The 21,543-nt window shown below is 69.8% G+C and carries 16 protein-coding genes and 1 riboswitch; of the genes, 7 read left to right on the top strand and 9 right to left on the bottom strand.

Features of this window, described 5'->3' with window-relative positions; translation table 11 throughout:
* Positions 1–2: 2 nt before the first annotated feature.
* The 4 genes from ACFV9C_RS20590 to ACFV9C_RS20575 all read right to left on the bottom strand — a co-directional run bounded on the left by ACFV9C_RS20590 (position 3) and on the right by ACFV9C_RS20575 (position 6,160).
* Positions 3–2,423, bottom strand: a complete 2,421-nt coding sequence (locus ACFV9C_RS20590) for a DNA translocase FtsK 4TM domain-containing protein (RefSeq protein WP_380196247.1) — start codon at positions 2,421–2,423, stop codon at positions 3–5.
* A gap of 271 nt (positions 2,424–2,694) precedes the next feature.
* Positions 2,695–3,468 carry a DUF4184 family protein gene (locus tag ACFV9C_RS20585; RefSeq protein WP_380195767.1) on the bottom strand — a complete coding sequence of 258 codons (774 nt, stop codon included), beginning with the start codon at positions 3,466–3,468 and terminating at the stop codon, positions 2,695–2,697.
* A gap of 18 nt (positions 3,469–3,486) precedes the next feature.
* Positions 3,487–5,580, bottom strand: a complete 2,094-nt coding sequence (locus tag ACFV9C_RS20580; RefSeq protein ID WP_380195766.1) for a DUF6351 family protein — start codon at positions 5,578–5,580, stop codon at positions 3,487–3,489.
* Positions 5,581–5,644: 64 nt separating this feature from the next.
* A complete protein-coding gene (locus ACFV9C_RS20575; RefSeq protein ID WP_380195765.1) occupies positions 5,645–6,160 on the bottom strand; it encodes a DinB family protein in 516 nt (171 codons plus the stop codon).
* Positions 6,161–6,256: 96 nt separating this feature from the next.
* Positions 6,257–6,370: riboswitch (SAM riboswitch) on the top strand.
* 17 nt (positions 6,371–6,387) lie between these two features.
* Here ACFV9C_RS20575 and ACFV9C_RS20570 point away from each other — a divergent pair.
* Entirely contained in the window at positions 6,388–7,752 is a 1,365-nt protein-coding gene (locus ACFV9C_RS20570; RefSeq protein WP_380195764.1) for an aminotransferase class V-fold PLP-dependent enzyme, read from the top strand.
* Between the two features lie 10 nt (positions 7,753–7,762).
* Here ACFV9C_RS20570 and ACFV9C_RS20565 read toward each other — a convergent pair whose 3' ends face one another.
* Positions 7,763–9,811 (bottom strand): prolyl oligopeptidase family protein, encoded by a 2,049-nt coding sequence (locus tag ACFV9C_RS20565; RefSeq protein WP_380195763.1) that lies wholly within the window; start codon positions 9,809–9,811, stop codon positions 7,763–7,765.
* Between the two features lie 37 nt (positions 9,812–9,848).
* On the opposite strand from ACFV9C_RS20565, the gene ACFV9C_RS20560 reads away from it, so the two are divergent.
* The 3 genes from ACFV9C_RS20560 to ACFV9C_RS20550 are packed head-to-tail and all read left to right on the top strand — an operon-like array spanning position 9,849 to position 13,021.
* Positions 9,849–11,636 carry a LuxR C-terminal-related transcriptional regulator gene (locus ACFV9C_RS20560; protein ID WP_380195762.1) on the top strand — a complete coding sequence of 596 codons (1,788 nt, stop codon included), beginning with the start codon at positions 9,849–9,851 and terminating at the stop codon, positions 11,634–11,636.
* A gap of 48 nt (positions 11,637–11,684) precedes the next feature.
* Positions 11,685–12,413 carry a disulfide bond formation protein DsbA gene (locus ACFV9C_RS20555; protein ID WP_380195760.1) on the top strand — a complete coding sequence of 243 codons (729 nt, stop codon included), beginning with the start codon at positions 11,685–11,687 and terminating at the stop codon, positions 12,411–12,413.
* Positions 12,410–13,021, top strand: a complete 612-nt coding sequence (locus ACFV9C_RS20550) for a maleylpyruvate isomerase family mycothiol-dependent enzyme (RefSeq protein WP_380195759.1) — start codon at positions 12,410–12,412, stop codon at positions 13,019–13,021. Before ACFV9C_RS20555 ends, ACFV9C_RS20550 begins: the two co-directional genes overlap by 4 nt.
* A 74-nt stretch (positions 13,022–13,095) precedes the next feature.
* Here ACFV9C_RS20550 and ACFV9C_RS20545 read toward each other — a convergent pair whose 3' ends face one another.
* Positions 13,096–14,616, bottom strand: coding sequence for an alkaline phosphatase D family protein (locus ACFV9C_RS20545; protein WP_380195757.1), 1,521 nt, complete (start codon positions 14,614–14,616; stop codon positions 13,096–13,098).
* A 196-nt stretch (positions 14,617–14,812) separates the two neighbouring features.
* Here ACFV9C_RS20545 and ACFV9C_RS20540 point away from each other — a divergent pair, with 196 nt between their 5' ends.
* The 3 genes from ACFV9C_RS20540 to ACFV9C_RS20530 all read left to right on the top strand — a co-directional run bounded on the left by ACFV9C_RS20540 (position 14,813) and on the right by ACFV9C_RS20530 (position 17,887).
* On the top strand, positions 14,813–15,892 hold the full coding sequence (locus ACFV9C_RS20540) for a fatty acid desaturase family protein (protein ID WP_380195755.1): 1,080 nt from the start codon (positions 14,813–14,815) through the stop codon (positions 15,890–15,892).
* A gap of 75 nt (positions 15,893–15,967) precedes the next feature.
* Positions 15,968–17,014, top strand: coding sequence for a fatty acid desaturase family protein (locus ACFV9C_RS20535; protein WP_380195753.1), 1,047 nt, complete (start codon positions 15,968–15,970; stop codon positions 17,012–17,014).
* A 21-nt stretch (positions 17,015–17,035) separates the two neighbouring features.
* On the top strand, positions 17,036–17,887 hold the full coding sequence (locus ACFV9C_RS20530) for a hypothetical protein (RefSeq protein ID WP_380195752.1): 852 nt from the start codon (positions 17,036–17,038) through the stop codon (positions 17,885–17,887).
* Here the strand turns inward: ACFV9C_RS20530 and ACFV9C_RS20525 are convergent.
* The 3 genes from ACFV9C_RS20525 to dapA are packed head-to-tail and all read right to left on the bottom strand — an operon-like array spanning position 17,841 to position 21,514.
* On the bottom strand, positions 17,841–18,872 hold the full coding sequence (locus ACFV9C_RS20525) for a LacI family DNA-binding transcriptional regulator (protein ID WP_380195750.1): 1,032 nt from the start codon (positions 18,870–18,872) through the stop codon (positions 17,841–17,843). The genes ACFV9C_RS20530 and ACFV9C_RS20525 overlap by 47 nt on opposite strands.
* A 36-nt stretch (positions 18,873–18,908) precedes the next feature.
* Positions 18,909–20,603, bottom strand: coding sequence for a ribonuclease J (locus tag ACFV9C_RS20520; protein WP_380195748.1), 1,695 nt, complete (start codon positions 20,601–20,603; stop codon positions 18,909–18,911).
* Positions 20,600–21,514, bottom strand: a complete 915-nt coding sequence (gene dapA / locus ACFV9C_RS20515; RefSeq protein ID WP_380195747.1) for a 4-hydroxy-tetrahydrodipicolinate synthase — start codon at positions 21,512–21,514, stop codon at positions 20,600–20,602. The genes ACFV9C_RS20520 and dapA overlap by 4 nt, the downstream gene beginning before the upstream one ends.
* Positions 21,515–21,543 lie beyond the last annotated feature (29 nt).

Genomic DNA, 21,543 nt, shown 5'->3' with positions numbered 1-21,543 from the left:
TCTCACTCTCCTCGGAGGGTGCTGATGAAGTCCTCTAGATCGTCGGGTTTGACCAGGACGTCCCTGGCCTTGGAACCTTCGCTGGGACCGACGACGCCGCGGCTCTCCAGGATGTCCATCAGCCGGCCGGCCTTGGCGAAACCGACGCGGAGCTTACGCTGCAGCATCGACGTGGAGCCGAACTGGGTGGAAACGATCAGCTCCGCGGCCTGCACGACCAGGTCGAGGTCGTCGCCGATCTCGTCGTCCAGGTCCTTGCTCGGGCCCGGCGCCGCGGTGACGTCCTCGCGGTACGTCGGCTGCAGTTGCTCCTTGCAGTGCTCGACGACGACGTGGATCTCGTTCTCGGTGACCCACGCGCCCTGAATACGCATCGGCTTGCTCGCGCCCATCGGCAGGAACAGCCCGTCGCCCTGACCGACCAGCTTCTCGGCGCCGGGCTGGTCCAGGATGACCCGGCTGTCGGCGAGCGACGAGGTCGCGAACGCCAGCCGGGACGGCACGTTCGCCTTGATCAGACCGGTGACGACGTCCACCGACGGCCGCTGGGTGGCGAGCACCAGGTGGATACCGGCGGCCCGGGCCAGCTGGGTGATCCGGACGATCGAGTCCTCGATGTCGCGCGGTGCGACCATCATCAGGTCGGCGAGCTCGTCGACGATCACCAGCAGGTACGGGTACGGCGTGAGCACCCGCTCCGACCCGGGCGGCGGCTTCACCTTGCCGCCGCGGACCGCCTTGTTGAAGTCGTCGACGTGCCGGAACCCGAACGCGGCGAGGTCGTCGTACCGCATGTCCATCTCGCGGACGACCCATTGCAGCGCCTCGGCGGCCTTCTTGGCGTTGGTGATGATCGGCGTGATCAGGTGCGGGATGCCCTCGTAGTTGTTCAGCTCGACCCGCTTCGGGTCGACCAGGATCATCCGCACCTCGTCGGGCGTGGCGCGCATCAGGATCGAGGTGATCAGCGAGTTGATGAATGACGACTTACCGGAGCCGGTCGCGCCGGCGACCAGCAGGTGCGGCATCTTCGCCATGTTCGCGACCACGAAGCCGCCCTCGACGTCCTTGCCCAGGCCGGCCACCATCGGGTGGTGGTCGTTGCGGGCGGTCGCCGAGCGGATCACGTCGCCGAGGCTGACGGTCTCCTTGTCGGTGTTCGGGATCTCGATGCCGATCGCGGACTTGCCCGGGATCGGGGACAGGATCCGGACGTCGGCCGAGGCCACCGCGTAGGCGATGTTCTTCGACAGCGCGGTGACCTTCTCGACCTTGACCGCGGCGCCGACCTCGACCTCGTACCGGGTGACCGTCGGGCCGCGGGTGTAGCCGGTGACCTGGGCGTCGATGCCGAACTGCTCGAACACCTCGGTCAGCCGGTCGACGACCTGGTCGGACGCCTTGGTGCGGGCCTTGTGCACCGAGCCGGGCTTGAGCATCTGCCCGTCGGGAAGCGTGTACGTGATGTCGCCGGACAGGCTGAGCTGCTCGACGCGCTGCGGCAGCGGAGTGTGCGGCGGCGGCTCGGGCGGCGGTGCGGGCTGCTTGCTCGCCGCGGCCAGCGGCTCGAACGAGGGCTCGACGGCGTCGGAGGCGGCCTCGTCAACGTCGTACGCGTCGTCCTCGTCGTCGGCCGGCTTGGCCTTCGTCTTGCGGCCGCGCTTGGGCTCGTCCTTCAGCACCGGCGAGTCGTACGGCTTGACCGTCGGCTCGCCGTCGTCTTCGAGCTCGGCCTTCGCGCGGCGCTGCTTGCGGGTCAGCCGGACGGTGTCGTCGGTCGGCGCGCCCTGCACGGACGGCGCGTCGGCGGGCAGCTCGGTCCGGCCCATCAGTACGTCGAACGCCGCGCGGAACCGCAGCGGGATCGCATACACCGGCGTACCGGTCACGACCAGCGCGCCGAAGATCGACAGCAGCACCAGCAGCGGCGCCGCGACGTACTGCGTGAGCAGGTCGGACAGGAACGACGAGATGAAGTACCCGATCGCGCCGCCGGCCTCGCGCAGCGGGCCGTCGGCGGGGTTGTTCGGCCGGGGCAGGCCGTTGGCGATGTGGATCAGGCCGAGGACGCCGAGGCAGATCGCGGTCCAGCCGATCACCTGCCGGCCCGCCGGGCCGTTGCGGTCCGGGTGCCGCAAGGTGCGGACCGCGATCACGACCAGCATCAGCGGCAGCGCCCAGCCGAGCATGCCGATGCTGCCGCCGACGACCGTCCGTACGCCGTTGCCGACCGAGCCGGGCAGGTCCCACCAGATCGCCGCGGCGACAACCATCGCCAGGCCGATCAGGAACAGGCCGGCACCGTCGCGGCGGTGCTCCGGCTCCAGGTCACGGGCGCTGTGGCCGATCCCCCGCACCATGCTGCCGAGCAGGTGCGCGATCCCGATCCAGACCCTGATCACTCCACGACCGAGAGCGAGCATGGCGGCCGCGAACGGTCCTGGTCCGCTGTTCTTGGGCGTGCTGGTCCGCGCGGCGGAGGTTCCACCGCGTTTCGCGCTCTGCCCACGCTTCTGGGCGCCTGACGGACGGGAGCGTCCACCAGCGGCCGAACGGGCCGAACTCGGCCGCTTGGCTGCTGACTTCTGCGCCCGCGCCGGGGAAGACGTGCGGGTCGCCATATTGATCAGGCTACCCCGACTACCCCACGAGTCCCACGTGTCACACGCCGATCACACGGTCCCATCCGTAGCATCACGACGCACGAGCCGTACGGCGCAGCCGCCCGAGGTGCCATACGACGACGTAGAAGCCCAGCGCGGCCAGCCCGCCGGACACGAGCCCGGACAGCACCGTCCGTACGACGGTCTCCCCCGCCAGGTCACCGTCCACCCGGTTGAGCTCCACGACCGCACCCACTACCGCGAACAGCACCAGCGCACCCAAGACCACGTACCTGATCCACGCCTGGAGCCTGTCACGCTGCGTGGCCAGCGGAGGGGTACGGCGGTACCAGCGGTACAGCCAGATCGCGAGGATCAGGCAGCCGCCGATCGTGGAGACGTACTGCAGGATGCGGTTGATGTCGTCGAAGACGTCCGGGAAACGGCGGACGAAGTACCCGTCGCCATGCGTGAAGGAGTCCCAGATCACGTGGGTCAGCGCGCCGACGACGGCGGAAACGGCCGTCCAGAGCAGGACCATCGGAGACGGCAGGCGAAGCGGGCGGGCAACGGGCAACCGGGCTGCCAGGGCAGGTGGCGCGAGGGCGATGAGCGGGCGCTTCAGGAGCAGGTTGAAGACCAGCACGAGCAGCAACGCCAGCAACGGGTCCAGCCAGAACGCCGACGTGAACTTGTGCGTCAGCGTCAGCGTGAAGTTCCCGTTGATGTACTGCGTGGCGATCCGGTAGACCGCACCGACGTACAGCAGGTCAGGTGCCACCGCACCGGCCACCAATGCTGACGCCACGAAAGGGCGCCGGACCAGCGGGAGGACAGCTGCGGGGTGAGCCAGAGTGAAGGGCACACCCCGCACCCTATTGGTTCAGAACGTCGGCCAACTGCCTGCCGGCGGCTGCTGCCCGACACCAGGCACCGACCAGTTGCAAACACCGTTCGGGAACGTCTGCCGCAACGCCTTCCACTGCAGAGACGTCAGCTTGACCTTGTAGTCGGACTTGTTCAGCGGCTGCAAGCGGCACTTGATGACGTCGTTGGCAACGGACGCACCAGCCACCTGCCGCGGCGCCGGCCACGCCGGGTAGAACGTGTTGCACCGCGTCGTTCCGATGCCGTCCACCTGTGTCTCCACGATCTTCTGGTTCGTCGGACTCCAGCACGCGTCGGTCAGCGCGCCGGGCTTGTTGCGCATCAGCTTCGCGTGCGGCGAACCCGGGTCGTGGTCCGCGTCCACCGCATCCATCCACCGGTCGAGCGAGGCGAGCGCGTCGGTCAGCACCGGGTTCGCCGTACTGAATCCGCCCGGCACGTCGCCCGCCTGGACGAGCATGACCTGGTTGCCGGCGTCACCGTTTGCCTTACGCAACCGCTCCCGGAGCGAGAACGAGTGGAAGATCAGGTGGATGTCGCCGTTCGGCTGCTCGTCCCAGTACTGCCGGTAGTCGATGATCGGCGTACTGGCCAGTCCTCCGCCGCCGTTGATGAGTTGCCCGGTGCGGTACGCCGTACTGATCGCCTGCGGGTCCGCGACGGTCCGGGCCGGGACGAAGTTCGCGTCGGTGTCGAAGCCGCCGACCGTCTTGTTCAGGTCGATGAACTGCGCGACCGAGATCTTGCCCGCGTTCACGGCGTCCAGGCCGTACTGGATCCCGACGTTGTCCAGCGGCCGCCGGGCGGCGCCGGTGCGCGGATCCTTGCCCCAGATGTTGACCTGGTGGTCGTACACGTCGCAACGCGCACCCTGAGGGTTCGTCACCGGGTCGTACCGGTCCTCGACCGGTAGTTGCGCAGGGCAATAGACCCGCGGGTCGATCCGGCGGCCGGCGCCGGCCAGGTTGGCGATCGTGCCGACCTTGCCGAAGCCCGCAGCGGCCCGCTTCTGTTCGTCGGTCCAGCCGGTCGCGGACCGGAAGTAGTGGTCGAGCAGCAGCGCGTCGGTGATCGTGTGCAGCGTCGCGAACCCGACCTCCGGGAACACGCAGGACGCCACGATCCCGTCCAGCAGCCCCGGGTAGTCGTCGGCGATCTGGAAGACCTGGTACGAACCACCGGAGCAGCCCCAGCCGATCGTCTGCCGCGGAACGCCGATCGTCTCCAGGATGTGCTCCCGCGTCATCGACATGGTCTCGGCGGCGAGCACACCGTTGCAGTTGATGCCGAAGACGTTCAGGCTCGACGACGCGACGGCGTACCCCTGCCCGAGCAGTACGTCGTCGTTGATGCCGCCCGTGCCGCTCCCCTGCTGGTACCACCCGCCGGGGCAGCCGCCGCCGAACGTGTAGACCAGTCGGCCGTTCCACCCACTCGGCGCCTTCACGACGCTCGGCTCACCGCCCGCGGGATCGTTGAGTACGGCGTACTCGTAGATCGACCGGTTGATGACGCCGGTCTCGACCCTGACGATGTACGGCACCGTGCGGCCGTCCGAGGTGGTCGTGGTCGCGAGGTCGGCCGGCTTCGTCGCGGGCAGCACCTTCAGCGAGCGGTCGACGGTCGAGCGGTACAGGTAGTCGACGCGGGTCGGCACCGTGCAGTTCGCGTCGGAGGGCGGACCGAGCTTGACCTTGGCGAGCGTCACGAAGTCCGCCGTACCGCAGACGTACGGCGTCTCGTGCGGGCCGGCGAGGAGCGGACCGCTGCGTGGATGGTTGGTGATCACGAGCCGCGACGAGGCGGCCGTGACCGTGTTGGATCCGTCGGTGAGGCCTTGGACGACGCCGATCAGGCGGTCCTGCTGCCGGGTGAACGCGCTACTGACGTCCTTCCCGTTCAGCCGGATCTTCAGGTCGTCCAGGTGCCGCCCGGTGATCCCGAGCAGCACGTTGCCGTCGCTGACCATGTCGGCGCGGGGTGTGGACAGGACCTCGATCCGTACGTCGGAGGCGGCGCCGGCGGGCGTCACCAGCACGGCGGTGAACATCGCTGTCAGAAGGGCCACGAGGGCGGCTGGTCGCTTCATGTGATGAGTCGATCACAGCAGGTCCGAGGCCGGAAGGGCTCGCGGCAATCGGTTTCCAGGCACTTCAGGCCCCGGTCGTACCGTCCAGTTGCTCGCGAACCAGGTCGGCATGCCCGCAGTGCCGCGCGTACTCCCCGATCAGGTGGATGTAGATCATCCGCAACGACGACTCGGTCCCGCCGAACGTGAACCGGTCGTCGAGCGAGCGCCCGGCGGCGGCCTCGTCGGACAGCTTCCACTCGGCGATCAGCCCGTCGTACGCCGTCTGCGCGTCGGCCGGGTCGATCCGCTCGAAGTCGGCGTCCTTGCCGAGCTCGGGCGCGAACAGCGGCTCGGCCGGCTCGTCGGCGAAGTGGATCCGGAACCAGATCCGCTCGACCTTCGTGAGGTGCCGGATCAGGCCGAGCAGCGAGAGGTTCGACGGCGGCGACGGCCGCTCGGCCAGCTGTTCCGCGGTCAGCCCGGCACATTTCACCAGCAAGGTGCTGCGGTAGAAGTCCAGATATCCTTGCAGCAGTTCGCGTTCCGGTGCCGTCAGCGAGCCGTCCGGCCGCTCGACCGCAGGGGCAGTCCAGGTCATTGCCATCCTCACGTCGTCCCACGATGTGTTCAGTCATCTCATCACATGAGATTCGCACTGGCGGAGTCCGTGTCCCGTTCGTTACCGTTCTCGGTAGGTCATGAGTGCCAGCGACAAGCCCCGGCTCGCTGGCCGGCAACCCTCCTCCGCGGTGGGGTGCCCCGGGTGAAGACCAGGCCGTGCGGATACCCCGTTCGGCAAGCGCGGACTTTCCTGGGAGCAGATCCATGTCGATCCTGTCCATTCTCGAACCGGCCGGCACCACCACCCCGCGGCCGGCCGGCAAGCGGCAGCTCGCCGGCAACATCCCCGCGACCGTCGGCTCCGACCTGCTGGTTCCGCTGGCCGACGGCCGGGTCACCGACTACGCGAACTTCGACCACGGCGCGAGCGCCCCGTGTCTGGAGTCCGTGCGCGCCAGCGTCGAGGCGGCGCTGCCGTCGTACGCCTCGGTGCACCGCGGCAACGGGTACGCCTCCCGGATCACGACCCAGTGGTACGAGCGAGCCCGCGCCGAGGTGCACGCCTTTGTCGGCGCCCGCCGCACGGACCAGGTGATCTTCACCCGCCAGACCACCGACGCGCTCAACCTGCTCGCGAACGCCGTACCGCAGGACGCGACCGTGATCGTGTTCGAGTCCGAGCACCACGCCGCGCTGCTGCCCTGGCCGGCCGAGCGAACCGTCCGGCTCAAGGCTCCGGCCAGCCAGAGCGAGGCCGTCACGAAGGTCGCCGACGCGCTCCGCAACGCGCCCGAGGGTCCGCGGCTGGTGGTGATCACCGGCGCCTCGAACGTGACCGGTGAGATCTTCCCGATCGCCGAGATCGCCAAGGTGGCCAAGGCGCACGGCGCCCGGGTCTGCCTGGACGCGGCGCAACTCGCCCCGCACCGTCCGGTGGACATCGCCACCCTGGACGTCGACTGGGTCGCACTGTCCGGCCACAAGCTCTACGCCCCGTACGGCGCCGGCGCGCTGATCGGCCGCTCCGACTGGCTCGACGCGGCCGACCCGTACCTGTACGGCGGCGGCGCGACGCACGCCGTGACCAGCGACACCGTGGTCTGGTCGACCGGCCCGGCGCGGCACGAGGGCGGCTCCCCGAACGTCATCGGCGCCATCGCCCTGGCGAGCGCCTGCGCCGCGATCACCAAGCACCGCGACGCGATCGAGCAGCACGAGCGCAGCCTGCTGGCCCGGCTGCGTACCGGTCTCGCCCAGCTCGACGCCGTCACGACGTACTCGATCTTCGGCGAGGACGCGGACCGGGTCGGCACCGTGTGCTTCACGATCGACGGTCTGACGTCGACGCTGGTGTCCGCCGCGCTGAGCGCCGAGTACGGCATCGGCGTCCGGGACGGGAAGTTCTGCGCGCACCCCCTGGTCGGTCACCTACTCGCGAACAGCCCGGAGCACGGTACGGCGGTCCGCGCCAGCCTCGGCCTCGGGACGACCCGGGAGCACGTGGACCGGCTCGTCAACGCCGTACGCACGCTGGCCACGTCCGGGCCGCGCACGGAGTACACGGAGAGCGCCCACGGCTGTCAGCCCGCCGACGATCCCCGCGATCTCCACGCACCGCGGATCTGGTGAAGGAGCCCTCCTACTGCTCAGGAGGTACGAGACCTACATGGTGAGCAGCGAACGCCAGTAGGTCCGCCCACTCCGACGCGACCATCGCGGCAGGTTTGCCGAAGCCATGGCCGGTGTTGACCTCCACCCGGGTCAAGACCGGCCGCGGACCGGACTGGGCGTGCTGCAGCGCAGCGATGAACTTGTGACTGTGCAGCGGTACGACGCGGTCGTCGTGATCGCCCGTGACCACAAGAGTCGCCGGGTACGCCGTACCGTCGCTGACGCGATGCAGTGGCGAGTAGGCCAGCAAGTCCTCGAACTGCTCCGGGTCACTGGGCAGGCCGTAGTCGGACGCCCAGGCCGCTCCCACTGTGAACAGGTGGAACCGCAGCATGTCCAGCACGCCCACACCGGGCAGTGCGACTGCGAACAGGTCCGGCCGCTGCGTCATGACAGCTCCGACGAGCAGGCCACCGTTGCTACGACCGTGGATAGCAAGCTGGGCTGGTGTGGTCACACCGGTGGCTTGCAGGTCCTCGGCGACAGCGATGAAGTCGTCGAACACGTTCTGCTTGTTCTTGAGCCGCCCTGCGTCGTGCCACTCGCTCCCGTACTCACCACCGCCACGTAGGTTCGCGATCACCAGTACGCCCCCGGCCGCGAGCCATGCGGGCCAGCCTGGGCGGTAGTCGGCCTGGATGGGGATGCGGAACCCGCCGTACCCCCACATGAGGGTCGGCCGCGGCTCGTCGAAGCCCAGGTCGGACCGGCTGATCAAGAAGTACGGCACGGGCCCGTTGCGGCGCGTCACGGTGACCTCGGGCGGGGTGAAGCCGTCAGCACCACGGACCAGCTCCGGCAGCGCGCGTACGGCGCCTGAACCGGTGGACACGACGTACGACAACGTGGGGTCGGTCGTCGTGGACAGGCCGATGAACAGCTCGTCGTACTTCGGTCCTGCGTTGAACCCGACCACTCCCCCACCAGGTACGTCGACGACGCGCGCGGCCGAACCGTCCAGCGCGTAAAGCGTCAGCACCGACTGGGCGTCGACCAAGGCCAGCGTGGCGAGCCCGTCCGCGGTAGGACGCACTGCCTGGAGGGTGGAGTCGCTCTCCGGGATGAGGTCGGTGAACGTACCGGCCAGGTCCGACAGCACCACCCGGCCACGGGGCGCGTCACGGTCGGTCCGCAGTACCAGGCGGTCGCCGGACATCCGGACGAACGCGATCTCGTCGGCGAACTCGTCCACGACCTTCGCCGGCTCGCCCAGCCCGTCACCGGTGATCGGGTACACCCACAGCCGCGTGCTGGGGTCCGTGCCCTCGGTGATGTGGACGACGAGGGACTTGTCGTCGTCGGACACCTCGGGCATCAGGAAGTACTGGTCGTGGCCCGGGAAGCTCAGCACCAGCTCGTCGTCCGACTGCGCCGTACCGACCCGGTGCATCATCAGCCGCCCGCCGGACAGCGACGTGGTCTCCGTACCCTCGCTGCGCCCGCTCGTCGGGTAGTGCAGATACAGGTACGCCGAACTGTCCGGGAGCCAGGTCGCCTCGCTGAACTTGGCCTCCGACACCAGGTCGTCCACCTGTGCGCCGGTGGCGATGTCGAGCAGCCGGAACGTCGTCCAGTCGCTGCCGCTCTCGTTGATGCCGTACGCGAAGTACTTGCCGTCCGGGCTGACCGTGAACGTCCCCAGCGAGTCGGTACCGTCCGCGGACAGTGTGTTCGGGTCGATGAGCACCCGGCCGCCGGACAGCAGCTCGTCGAGCGACTCGGCCACGTAGATCACGTCCTGCGCCTGCGTGCCGTCGTTGCGGCCGACGAAGTACCAGCCGGCCTTCTTAGCCGGTACGCCGGCCCGTGGGCGCGCAAGAATCGCGGCCATCGTGCGTTGGAACCACGGGCGCTCCGGGTAGCCGGACAGCTCGGCTTCGGTGTAGGTGTTCTGCCGGGTCACCCAGTCCTGGGTCTCGGGCGCGTCAGGGTCTTCCAGCCAGCGGTACGGGTCGGCAATCTGGTGCCCGTGCAACGTCTCGACCACGTCGTCGCGGCGGCTCTCCGGGTAGCTCATGCTGACAACCTATGCAATCGCCGCTCACACTGCGAGTGTGATCAACGACCTGCTGGGAGCGGCTGCGGTGGTCGGCGAGCGGGTGCGTCTCGACGTACTCCGGCAACTCGTCGACCTGCCCGCGGACGAGTTCCTCGCCGCGGTCGACGCACAGGTCCGGTCTGGCGCCCTGGTCCTCGCTCCGGAGTCCGGTGAGGCCTGGTTCGCCACCGAGGCCGTACGGCGTGAAGCCGAGGCCGCACTGCCCCTCGTAACCCGCGCTGACCTGTACTGCCGGGCAGCACACGCCTTGGACGACGTACATCACTGGTCGGCAGCCGTTGCTGTCACCACGGACCCAGCGAAGCGTGCGCGACTGCAGCTGCGGCTGGCCAGAGCAGCTGTGCGGTCAGGTGACCTCAAGACAGCACATGAGGCAACCACAGCCGCCGTAGCGCACGCCCGCACGTCGCAAGACCTCGAGCTGCTGGCTGAAGCCGCAGTGACGCTGGAACCGATCGGACAATCCACCTGGGACGGCGACATCCACCAGTGGTGCACTGAGGCGCTGGCCGGAGGCAGGTCCGTCCGGTTGCTCGCCCGGCAGAGTCAAGCCGCCACGTACCTGGGCCGCACAGCAGAGGCCCTCGCAACCAGTGAAGAAGCTCTCCGGGAAGCCCCCACCGACATCGAAGCCCTCACCGCCCGTCAGCTCGCCACCAGCGGCCCCGACGACGTGGACGAACTCACGGACGCCGCAGACCGCATGATCGACCTCGGTACGTCGACCGGCCGCGCCGAGGTTGAGCTCCGCGGCCGCCTCTGGCGGGTCGACGCGCTCTGGTACGCCGGTGACCTGTCGGCGATCGCTGCCGAGACGGCCCGGCTCGACAGCTGCGCTGCCCGCCTGGACGAACCGCACGGCCGCTGGCACGTGCTGATGACCCGTACGTCGCTAGCCCTGGCGCGGGCGGACTTCGATGACGCGGAGGCACTGCTCGACGAGGCTCTGCACGGCTTCCGGCAGATCGGCCATCCGGCCGCCCACGGTGCGGAGATCGCGACCAAGATGCTTCTCGGTCACCACCGTGGTCACACCGCCGAGCTGATCGCCCAGGACGCCTGGCGCTTCGGTACGGACGTCCGCTGGGACCTGGGTGCGCGGCTGCTCCGTGCCTTCGTGCTCGCCGACGCGGGGCGCCTCCACGAGGCCGCCGCTGCCTACCGGCGCTGCGGCGGGCCGGACTCCTGGCCCCGGATGCGCGCGGCGGAACTGTTGCTGGAGGCAATCGCCGCGCGGGTCGCCACCGCGGTCGGCGCGACCGGCGACGTCCGCCGGCTGCGTGCCGCGCTGGACCGCCGCCGTGGCCGGTACGTCGTCGGCGGCGCGGGCGGGACGAACTTTCTCGGACCGGTCGAGCTGTCACTCGGGATCTGTGCGGCCGCCCTGGAGGACTGGGACGCCGCCGTCGCGGACCTGACCGAGGCGGGCCGGATGTGCCGCGCGGTCGGGGCGCCCGGCTTCGCGGTCGAGGCCGCCTGCCTGCTCGCCGAGGTGTACGAACGGGCCGGCGACCCGGCACGAGCTCGAGCGCTGGCCGCCGAGACGTTGCCGTTGGCAAGGACCCTGGGGATGACGCCGTGGGTCGAGCGGCTGAAGCCCTCGAGGCTGAGCCGCCGCGAGGACGAGGTAGCGCGACTGGTCGCGGACGGGATGAGCAACCGGGAGATCGCGACGGCCCTCGTCATCTCCGAGCGGACCGCGCAGAACCACGTCCAGCACATCCTGACCAAGCTCGGGTTCGTCAACCGGGCCCAGATCGCCGCCTGGATGAGTAGACAATGAGCAATTCGCACGATGCGCCGTGCCGCCCGGCAGGTGGACCGTGTGAGCATGACGGACGACCTCTGGGAGCGGGTCACCTCGACCTACTTCGCCGACCGGACCGGCGGCACGCCGGCGGCCGGCTTCAACCGGCGTACACAACGAGCGCGCACCGATGGCGCCACGGCACCCGGAGTCGACCTGTACATCGACCCGATCTGCCCGTACACCTGGATCGTCGCCTGCTGGCTGCGCGAGGTCGAGGAGCACCGCGACCTGGACGTCAGGTACCACGTGATGAGCCTCGGCATGCTCAACCCGGGCAGGGACGACCAGCACGCCGGGCCGTCCCGAGTGGCCACCGCGATCGTCGAGACCCACGGACGTGACGCCTTCCGCCGGTGGCACGCCGCGTTCGGCGACCTGATCTTCGACGAGTGGCGGTATCCGACCCCGACGGAGTACCGCGAGGCCTGCCGGTACGCACTGCACGAGACCGGTCTGCCGGAGGCGCTCCTGACCGCGGCCGGCAGCACCGAGTACGACGACGCGCTCCGGCGCAGCCACGCCGAAGGGACGGCCCCGGTCGGCGTCGACGGCGGCACACCAGTCGTCCACGTCGACGGCGTGGCGTTCTTCGGGCCGGTGCTGAACGCGGTCCCGCGCGGCGACGACGCGCTGCGGCTGTTCGACGGGGTACGGCTGCTCGCCGGGTCGCCGGACTTCTTCGAGCTCAAACGCACGCGGTCCACACCGCCCGACGTGCGCTACCGTCCGGACAAGAAGGGGTCGAGATGAACGACGACGAACTCTGGGCCGCGATCGACACACAGCGGGTACGCACGGCCGACCTGCTGGCGACGCTGACGCCCGGCGACTGGACCCACCGCTCGCTCTGCGACGGCTGGACCGTACGGGACGTCGCCGCCCACCTCACCCTGCAGCAGATGACCCTCGGCGGCGCACTCCGATTGGCCCTCAAGTACCCGGGCAGCCTGAACCGGATGATCCACGCCGCGGGCCACGGCAAGGCCGCGCAGCCGACCGAGCACCTGATCGCGGAGATCCGCGCGATGGTCGGCTCCCGCCGGCACAACCTCGGCGTCACGCCCCGCGAGACCCTGATCGACATCGTCGTCCACGGCCAGGACATCGCCGTACCGATCGGCCGTTCGCTCCCCGTACCGCCGGAGGTGGCCGCGGCCGCCGCGACCCGGGTCTGGGACAGCCGCGGCACCAGGTTGTCGAAGGTCTTCAAGCCCACGCCGTACGACGGCCACCGGCTGATCGCGGACGACGCCGACTGGAGCGTCGGCGCCGGGCCGGAGGTCCGCGGCCCGGTCCTCTCGCTGCTGCTCTGGATGACCGGGCGGACCGTGGTGGTACCCCAGCTCACCGGGATCTGACGTCGTACCCACCGGCTCCGGTGGGCGGCATCCCGCACAGGCGCCGGAGCACGGTGAGTACGACGGGCCTCGTGTCAGGCCGGATTGATGTCCTTGCTCCAGATCACCGTGCCGAACAGGTTCCGCAGCGACACCGAGAAGACACCGGTCCGCGGGTCGATCCGGGTGTGGCCGAAGAACTGGTTCCCGCTGGCCGGCGACTGGCTCGGGAAGTCGGCCGCCTTGACGAAGACCGCCTCCGGGCCGAACGTCGGGTCGAGCTGGTTGGGACCGAACGCGCCCGCGTTGATCGGCCCGGCCACGATCTCCCAGAACGGGTCGAAGTCGGTGAACGCCGCCCGCGCCGGGTCGTAGTGGTGCGCGGCCGCGTAGTGCACGTCCGCGGTCAGCCAGATCGCGTTCCGCACCTTGCGCTTCTTGAACTGGCTCAGCACCCAGGCGATCTCGTGCTCGCGGCCGCCCGGCGCGCCCGGCAGACCGTTCGCGACCGCTTCGATCAGGTCGCCGTCCGGCACCAGCAGGCCGAGCGGCATGTCGCTGGCGATCACCTTCCAGGTCGCCCGCGACGCCGCCACCTCGCGGACCAGCCAGGCGGCCTGCTCGGCGCCGAGCATCGCGACCGGCCCGGCCGTCGACGGCACCGGGTTCGCGCCGCGGTACGTGCGCATGTCCAGGCAGAACACGTCGAGCAGCGGCCCGTAGCTCACCTTGCGGTAGATCCGGTCCCGGCCCGCGGCGTGCTCCATCGGCAGGTACTCCAGGAACGCCTTCTTCGCCCGCGCCGCCAGTACGTCGACACGCCGCTCGACGTACCGCGCGTCGTCGAGGATCTCACCGGGGTACCAGTTGTTCAGCGTCTCGTGGTCGTCCCACTGCGCGACCAGCGGTACGTCGGCATAGAGCCCGCGAACGTTCTCGTCGAGCAGGTTGTACTTGTACCGGCCGCGGTACTCGGCCAGCGTCTCGGCGACCTTCGAGACCTCCTCGGTCACCACGTTCTTCCACACGGTGCCGTCGGCAACCTTCAGCTCGGCCTGGATCGGGCCGTCGGCGTAGATGTTGTCGCCGGAGTGCAGGAAGAAGTCCGGCCGGGTGTCGTGCATCGCCTTGTACGCGACCATCCCGCCGAGCTCGGGGTTGATGCCGTACCCCTGGCCCGCGGTGTCGCCGGTGAACACGAACGACACCTCGCGGTTGCGGCCCGGGGTGTGGAACGAGCCGTCGAGCGTCTCGCCGATCCGGCCGTACGCGTCCTCGAACCCGATCCGGTAGTCGTACCGCTGCCCGGGGCGCAGGCCGCGCAACGGCAGCCGCGCGGTGAAGTCGTCGTTCGCGTCCGTCTTCGGCCCGCGGAGGCTGATCGCCCGGTCGAACCGCCCGTGGCTGGTGAGCTCGACGACCAGCCGGCCGGGGCGGTCGGTGCGCGACCAGACGACGGCCGAGTTCGGCGTGACGTCGGCGCTCGCGATCCCCGAGGGCAGGGCGGCGCGGTCACGGCGGACGAGATTGGGGGCAGCAGACGCCACACCCGGCACGGCGAGGGACGCGCCGGCGGCAGTGGTGGCGGCGAGAAGTTGGCGGCGACTCAGTTTCATGACCCGAAGGTGCGCTGCGCTGATGACGGCCAGGTGACACGGCGGCGAACTGGGCGTCAATTCAGCCGGGGCCACTTCGCCGGCCTTGTGTGCCGGCATCGGACATGGTTCTGTTGGGGCCTCAGCACCTTCTCGTGACGCTGCCCTGAACCTGGTGGCGCATCGACCGATGCACTACTGGAACCGGGGCCGTCTCATGTCACAGCTGCTTGCCGAAGACCACGACCCGTTACGGGCTCAACACCGGCACACGAACCTCTACACCGACCTGCTCCGGACTGTCCGCGAGCTCGGGCTGCTGCGCCGCCGCCGCGGGTACTACTTCACCCGCATCGGCCTGGTGCTCGCCGCCTTCGCGGCCGTGTGGGTCGGCGTCGGACTGCTCGGGAACTCCTGGTTCCAGCTGCTGATGGCGGGCGCGCTGGCGCTCGTGCTCACCCAGGTCGCGTTCCTGAGCCACGACAGCGCGCACCGGCAGATCTTCACCTCCGCCGGCTGGAACGACTGGACCGCGCGGCTGCTCGCCGGCGGGCTGGTCGGGATCAGTGCGAGCTGGTGGCGCTCGAAGCACAGCCGGCACCACCAGGCGCCGAACCAGCTGACCAAGGACCCGGACATCGACATCGGTGTGATCGCGTTCACCCCGGAGCACGCCGCCCGGCGCACCGGCTTCAAGGCCTGGCTGACCGCCCGCCAGGGCTGGCTGTTCTTCCCGCTGCTGACGCTGGAGGGCCTGAGCCTGTACGTCGCCAGCATGCAGCACCTGTTCCGGCGGGGCACGAGCAAGGTCGAGCGCATCGAGGCCGCGATCGTCGTGTGCCGCCTCGCCGCGCACCTGACCGTTCTGCTCCTGCTGCTGCCGATCGGCAAGGCCGGGGCGTTCCTCGGTGTCGAGCTCGCCCTCTTCGGGATCCTGCTCGGCGGTTCGTTCGCGCCGAACCACAAGGGCATGCCGCTGGTCCCGAAGACGATGAAGCTGGACTTCCTCCGCCGCCAGGTGCTGATGTCGCGGAACATCCGCGGCGGCGTGTTCACCGACTTCGCGATGGGCGGCCTCAACTACCAGATCGAGCACCACCTGTTCCCGAACATGCCGAGTCCGGCGCTGCGGCGGGTCCAGCCGATCGTCCGTGAGTACTGCGAGCTGCACGGCGTGAAGTACACCGAGGTCGGCCTGTTCACGTCGTACCGGATCGTCGTCGACTACCTGAACAACGTCGGCCTGCGGGCGCGGGATCCGTTCGCCTGCCCGCTCGTCGCGCAGTACCGGGGATAGCACTTTGCCAAGCCGACCTCATCGGGCCATCCGGCCGCTTGCCGAGCGCCACACCATGTCATCACCCTGGGCCTCATGAGCGCACAGGAGCAGTACGTCAGCCTCTACACGGACCTCCTCCAGACGGTTCGGGACCTCGGTCTGTTCCGGCGGCGGCAGGGCTACTACGTCACCCGGATGAGCATCGTGCTCGGCGCGTTGCTCCTGATCGTCGCGGGGATGGTGCTGCTCGGGAACTCCTGGCACCAGCTCTGGCTCGCCGGCGCCCTCGCGCTCGTCCTGGTCCAGGTCGCGTTCCTCAGCCACGACAGCGCGCACCGGCAGATCTTCCGGTCGAACGCGCGCAACGACTGGACAGCGCGGATCCTGTCCGGTGGCGTCCTCGGGATGAGCGTCGGCTGGTGGCGGACCAAGCACAACAAGCACCACGCGGCGCCTAACCAGGCCGACCGCGACCCCGACGTACAGCTCAAGGTGCTGGCGTTCACCCCGGAGGCCCTCGAGGGACGCGGACCGCTCGGCCGCTGGTTCGCGGGGCGGCAGGGCTGGCTGTTCTTCCCGCTGCTCACGCTCGAGGGCATCGGCCTGCACGCGTCGAGCCTCAAGCACCTGCTACGTCCCGGCGCGACCCGCAGCGACCGGATCGACGCGGGCATCGTCGTGGCCCGGATCACGGCGTACGTCGCGGCGCTCTACCTGCTGCTGCCGGCCGGGAAGGCGACGGCGTTCCTCGGGCTGCAGCTCGCGGTGTTCGGGGTCTGCCTCGGCGCGGCGTTCGCCCCGAACCACAAGGGCATGCCGATCGTGCCGGCCGGGACCAAGCTCGACTTCCTCCGCCGGCAGGTGCTGATGTCGCGCAACATCCGCGGCGGCGTGTTCACCGACCTCGCGATGGGCGGGCTGAACTACCAGATCGAGCACCACCTGTTCCCGAGCATGCCGCGGCCGACGCTGCGGCGCGTGCGGCCGATCGTCCGGGAGTACTGCGAGCTGCACGGGGTCTCGTACGCCGAGGTCGGCCTGTTCACGTCGTACCGGATCGTCGTCCGGCACCTGAACGACGTCGGGCTCGGGGCACGCGACCCGTTCCAGTGCCCGTTGGTGACGCAGTACCGGAGGTAGCCGTGAACTAGTGTGGCGGGCATGGTTTGGGGTCTGGCCGGCGCGTTGGCGGCAGCGGTTGCGTACGGGTTGGCATCGATCCTGCAGGCCTCCGCCGCGGACAGTTCGCGGGACGCCAGCGCGGCGAACGTGGTCCTCAAGCCGCGGTTCGTGCTCGGGATGAGCCTCGACGCGGTCGGCTTCGGCGTACAGGTCGCCGCCCTGCAGGTGTTGCCGCTGTTCGTGGTCCAGTCGGCGCTGGCTGCCAGCCTGGCGGTCACCGCGGTGGCGGCGCGGGTCCTGGGCGTCCGGCTCGGCCGGCGCGAGTGGCTCGCGGTCGGCGGCGTCTGCGTCGGACTCGGCCTGCTGGGGTTGTCGGCGGGCAGCGAGGGTACGCCGACTGTCGGGCACGGTTTCCGGATCGTCCTGGCTGTTGCCGTCGCGGTGCTCGCGCTGGCGTGGGTGTTGATCCGGTTGGCGCCTCGACGGCTGCACGGTCCGGGGCTCGGCCTGATCGCCGGTCTCGGCTTCGGCATCGTCGCGATCTCGGCCCGGATCATCCCCAGCCTGGCGCCGCTCCACCTGATCACCGAGCCGGCGGCGTACACCGCGGTCGCAGGCGGTGCGCTCGCGATGCTCTGCTACGCCTCGGCGCTGCAACGCGGCGGCGTCACGACGGCCACCGCGATGCTGGTCGTCGGCGAGACCGTCTTTCCCGCCCTCGTCGGGCTCCTGCTGCTGGGCGATCGCGCGCGGCACGGGTACGCCGTCGTCGCCGGGTGCGGATTCGTCGTCGCCGTCGCCGCGGCGCTCATGCTGGCGCGCTTCGGCGAGCCCGGACAGGCGGTCAGCGCGCCGGCGGGATCTCCCCCGAGCCGCGAATCGTCAGCTTGACCGGCACCCGGACCGTCCGGCCGGGACGGTGCGGCTCGGGCAGCCGCTCGGTCATCAGCTGGATCGCGGTCCGGGCCATCACGTCGGCCGACTGCGCGACCGCGGTCAGTCCCGGGCTCAGCAGGTCGCCGAGCGCGAGGTCGTCGAAGGACACCAGCGCGACCCGGTCCCGCCGGCCCGCGAGACCGCGCAGTACCTCCGCGGTGGTCATGTTGTTTGCCGACAGCAACGCCGTCGCGGGCTCGGCCCGGTCCAGGACCGCCGACAGCGTGATGCCGATGCCCTCGGTGGTCGGCTCGGACAGGTGCACCAGGTCCTCGTCGACGCCGATCCCGTGCCGGGCCATCGCCGCCCGGTACGCCACCACCCGCTCGCGGGCGGTGAAGATCCGCTCGTCGTCACCGAGGTACGCGATCCGCCGGTGCCCCTGGCGGACCAGGTGGTCGATCGCCTGGTCGATCCCGCCCGCGTTGTCCGCGAGTACGGCGTCCGCCTCGATCCCGTGCGCGGGCCGGTCGATCGTGACGACCGCCATCCCCGCGTCCACGTGCGGCGCCAGGTACTCCTGGGTCTCCCCGATCGGCGCCATGATCAGCGCATCGGGGCGGCGGGCAACGAACTCCAGGCAGACGTCCCGCTCCCGCTCCGGGTCCTCGTCGGTCAGCCCGATCATCACCACCGAACCGGACGACCGCGCCCACAGCTCGACCGCACGGCCGAGCGAGGCGAAGAACGGGTCGCCGATGTCGCGGATCACCACCGCGATCGTGCCGGTCTTGCCGCGGCGCAGCATCCGGGCCGACTCGTTCGGGGTGTAGTTCAGCTCCTTGATCGCCGCCTGCACCTTGGCGGTCAGCTCCGGGCTGACGTTGGGCTCCTCGTTCACCACCCGGGACACGGTCTTCAACGCGACCCCGGCCCGGGCGGCGACCTCCTTCATCGTGGGCCGGCGCTGGCCCGTCCCGTTCACCCCGTTGCCACTCATCGCCGGCCCACCCTTCGTCTCGTCGCGCCGAGGGTACTAGCTTTCCACCACGACCGGAATGATCATCGGGCGGCGGCGGTGGGTGTCGCTGACCCACTTGCCGACCACCCGGCGGATCACCTGCTGCAGCTGGTACATGTCGTCGACCCCGGTGCCGATCGCCTTCTCGATCTCCGCCTCGATCCGCGGCTTCAGGTCGTCGAACACCGCGTCGTCCTCGGCGAACCCGCGGGCGTGGATCTCCGGACCGGCGGTCAGCTTGCCGGTCACCGAGTCCATCACCGCGATCACCGAGATGAAGCCCTCGTCGCCGAGGATCCGGCGGTCCTTCAGCGAGGTCTCGGTGATGTCGCCGACGGTCGAGCCGTCCACGAACACGTACCCGCACTCGACCTTGCCGGCCACCACGGCCTTCCGGTCGATCAGGTCGACCACCACGCCGTCCTCGACCACGACCACGTTCTCCCGCGGTACGCCGGTCTGGATCGCGAGGTCCGCGTTCGCGTGCAGGTGCCGGATCTCGCCGTGCACCGGCATCACGTTCCGCGGCTTGACGATGTTGTAGCAGTACAGCAGCTCGCCCGCGCTCGCGTGCCCGGACACGTGCACGAGCGCGTTGCCCTTGTGGATCACGTTCGCGCCGTGCCGGATCAGCCCGTTGATCACCCGGTACACCGAGTTCTCGTTGCCGGGAATCAGCGAGGACGCCAGTACGACGGTGTCGCCGCGCTGCAGGTGCACGACGTTGTGGTCGTTCGCGGCGATCCGGGACAGCGCCGACATCGGCTCGCCCTGCGACCCGGTCGACACCAGCACCACCTGCTCCGGCGGGTAGTCGTCCAGCTCGCGCATGTCGATCAGCGTGTCGCCGGGCACGTTCAGGAAGCCCAGGTCGCGGGCGACACCCATGTTCCGGACCATCGAGCGGCCGACGTAGGCGACCTTGCGCTTGTGCTTCACCGCGGCGTCCATCACCTGCTGCACGCGGTGCACGTGCGAGGCGAAGCAGGCGACGATGATGCGCTGGTTCTTCGCCTTCGTGAAGACCCGGTCCAGCACCGGCGCGATGTCGCGCTCGTGGGTGGTGAAGCCGGGCACCTCGGAGTTCGTGGAGTCGACCATGAACAGGTCGACGCCCTCCTCGCCGAGCCGCGCGAACGCGCGCAGGTCGGTGATCCGGTTGTCCAGCGGCAACTGGTCCATCTTGAAGTCGCCGGTGTGCAGCACGACGCCGGCCGGCGTCTTGATCGCGACCGCGAGCGCGTCCGGGATCGAGTGGTTCACCGCGACGAACTCGCAGACGAACGGCCCGATCTGGAGCTTCTCGCCCTCGACCACGGTCTGCTGCGGCACGTTGCGGTGCCGGTGCTCCTTCAGCTTGCCCTCGAGCAGCGCGAGCGTGAGCTGCGACCCGACGACCGGGATGTCGCCCCGCTCACGCAGCAGGTAGGGCAACCCGCCGATGTGGTCCTCGTGGCCGTGCGTCAGGACGACCGCGACGACGTCGTCGAGGCGGTCCCGGATCGGCTCGAAGTCCGGCAGGATCAGGTCCACACCGGGCTGGTTCTCGTCCGGGAAGAGTACGCCGCAGTCCACGATCAGCAGCTTGCCGTCGTACTCGAACACGGTCATATTCCGGCCGACCTCGCCGAGGCCGCCGAGCGGGATGACCCGCAAAGCGCCCGGAGCGAGAGGTCCGGGCGCGTCGAGATCTGGATGGGGATGGCTCATGCAATCAGTCCTGCCGTCTTGAGGTCGGTGGTGAGCCGGTCGAGCTGCTCGGCCGTCGCCTCGACCAGCGGCAACCGGAGGGTCGCGTGCTCGATGACGCCGGCCAGCTTGAGTGCGGCCTTCACCATGATGGCGCCCTGGGTCATGGTCATGATCGTCTCGACGGCGGGCACCAGCCGTCGATCAATGTCCTGTGCGGTGGCGAGATCGCCGGCCACCACGGCGTCGATCAGCTGCCGGTACTCACGGCTCGCCACGTGGGCCACCACGCTCGCGATCCCGGCCTCGCCGATCGCCAGGGAGGCGAGATTCAGCTCGTCCGCACCGCAGTAGTAGATCAGATCGGTGTTCGCCAGCACCTTGGTGGTCCCGGCGATGTCGCCCTTGGCGTCCTTCACCGCGACGATCCGCGGGTGCGCGGCGAGCTCGATCAGCGTCTCGCTCTTGATCTCCACGCCGGCGCGGGCCGGGATGTCGTAGAGCATGTTCGGCAGGCCGGTGGCGTCGGCGACCGCGGTGAAGTGCGCGCGCAGCCCGGCCTGCGGAGGCTTGTTGTAGTACGGCGTGACGACCAGCAGACCGTCGGCGCCCGCAGCCTCTGCCTGCTTGGCACACTCGACGGTGTGCGCGGTGTCGTTGGTGCCGACACCGGCGACGAGCTTCGCCCGGTCACCGACGGCCTCGCGGACCGCCTCGATGATCTGGACCTTCTCCTGGTCCGACGTGGTCGGCGCCTCCCCGGTGGTCCCGTTCAGCACCAGGGCGTCGTTGCCGCCGTCGACGAGGTACGTCGCGACCTTCTGGACAGCTGCCAGGTCGAGGGAGCCGTCAGGCCGGAACGGGGTGATCATCGCGGTCGTCAGGCGGCCGAAGGGCAGCGCCTGCGAGGGCGTGGTTACTGGCGAGGACATGAGCCTCAGATTACCGCTCCCGACCCCTG

It is taken from the genome of Kribbella sp. NPDC059898 (assembly GCF_042730855.1).
GTDB lineage: Bacteria > Actinomycetota > Actinomycetes > Propionibacteriales > Kribbellaceae > Kribbella.
This window is presented reverse-complemented; position numbering and strand designations above follow the sequence as displayed.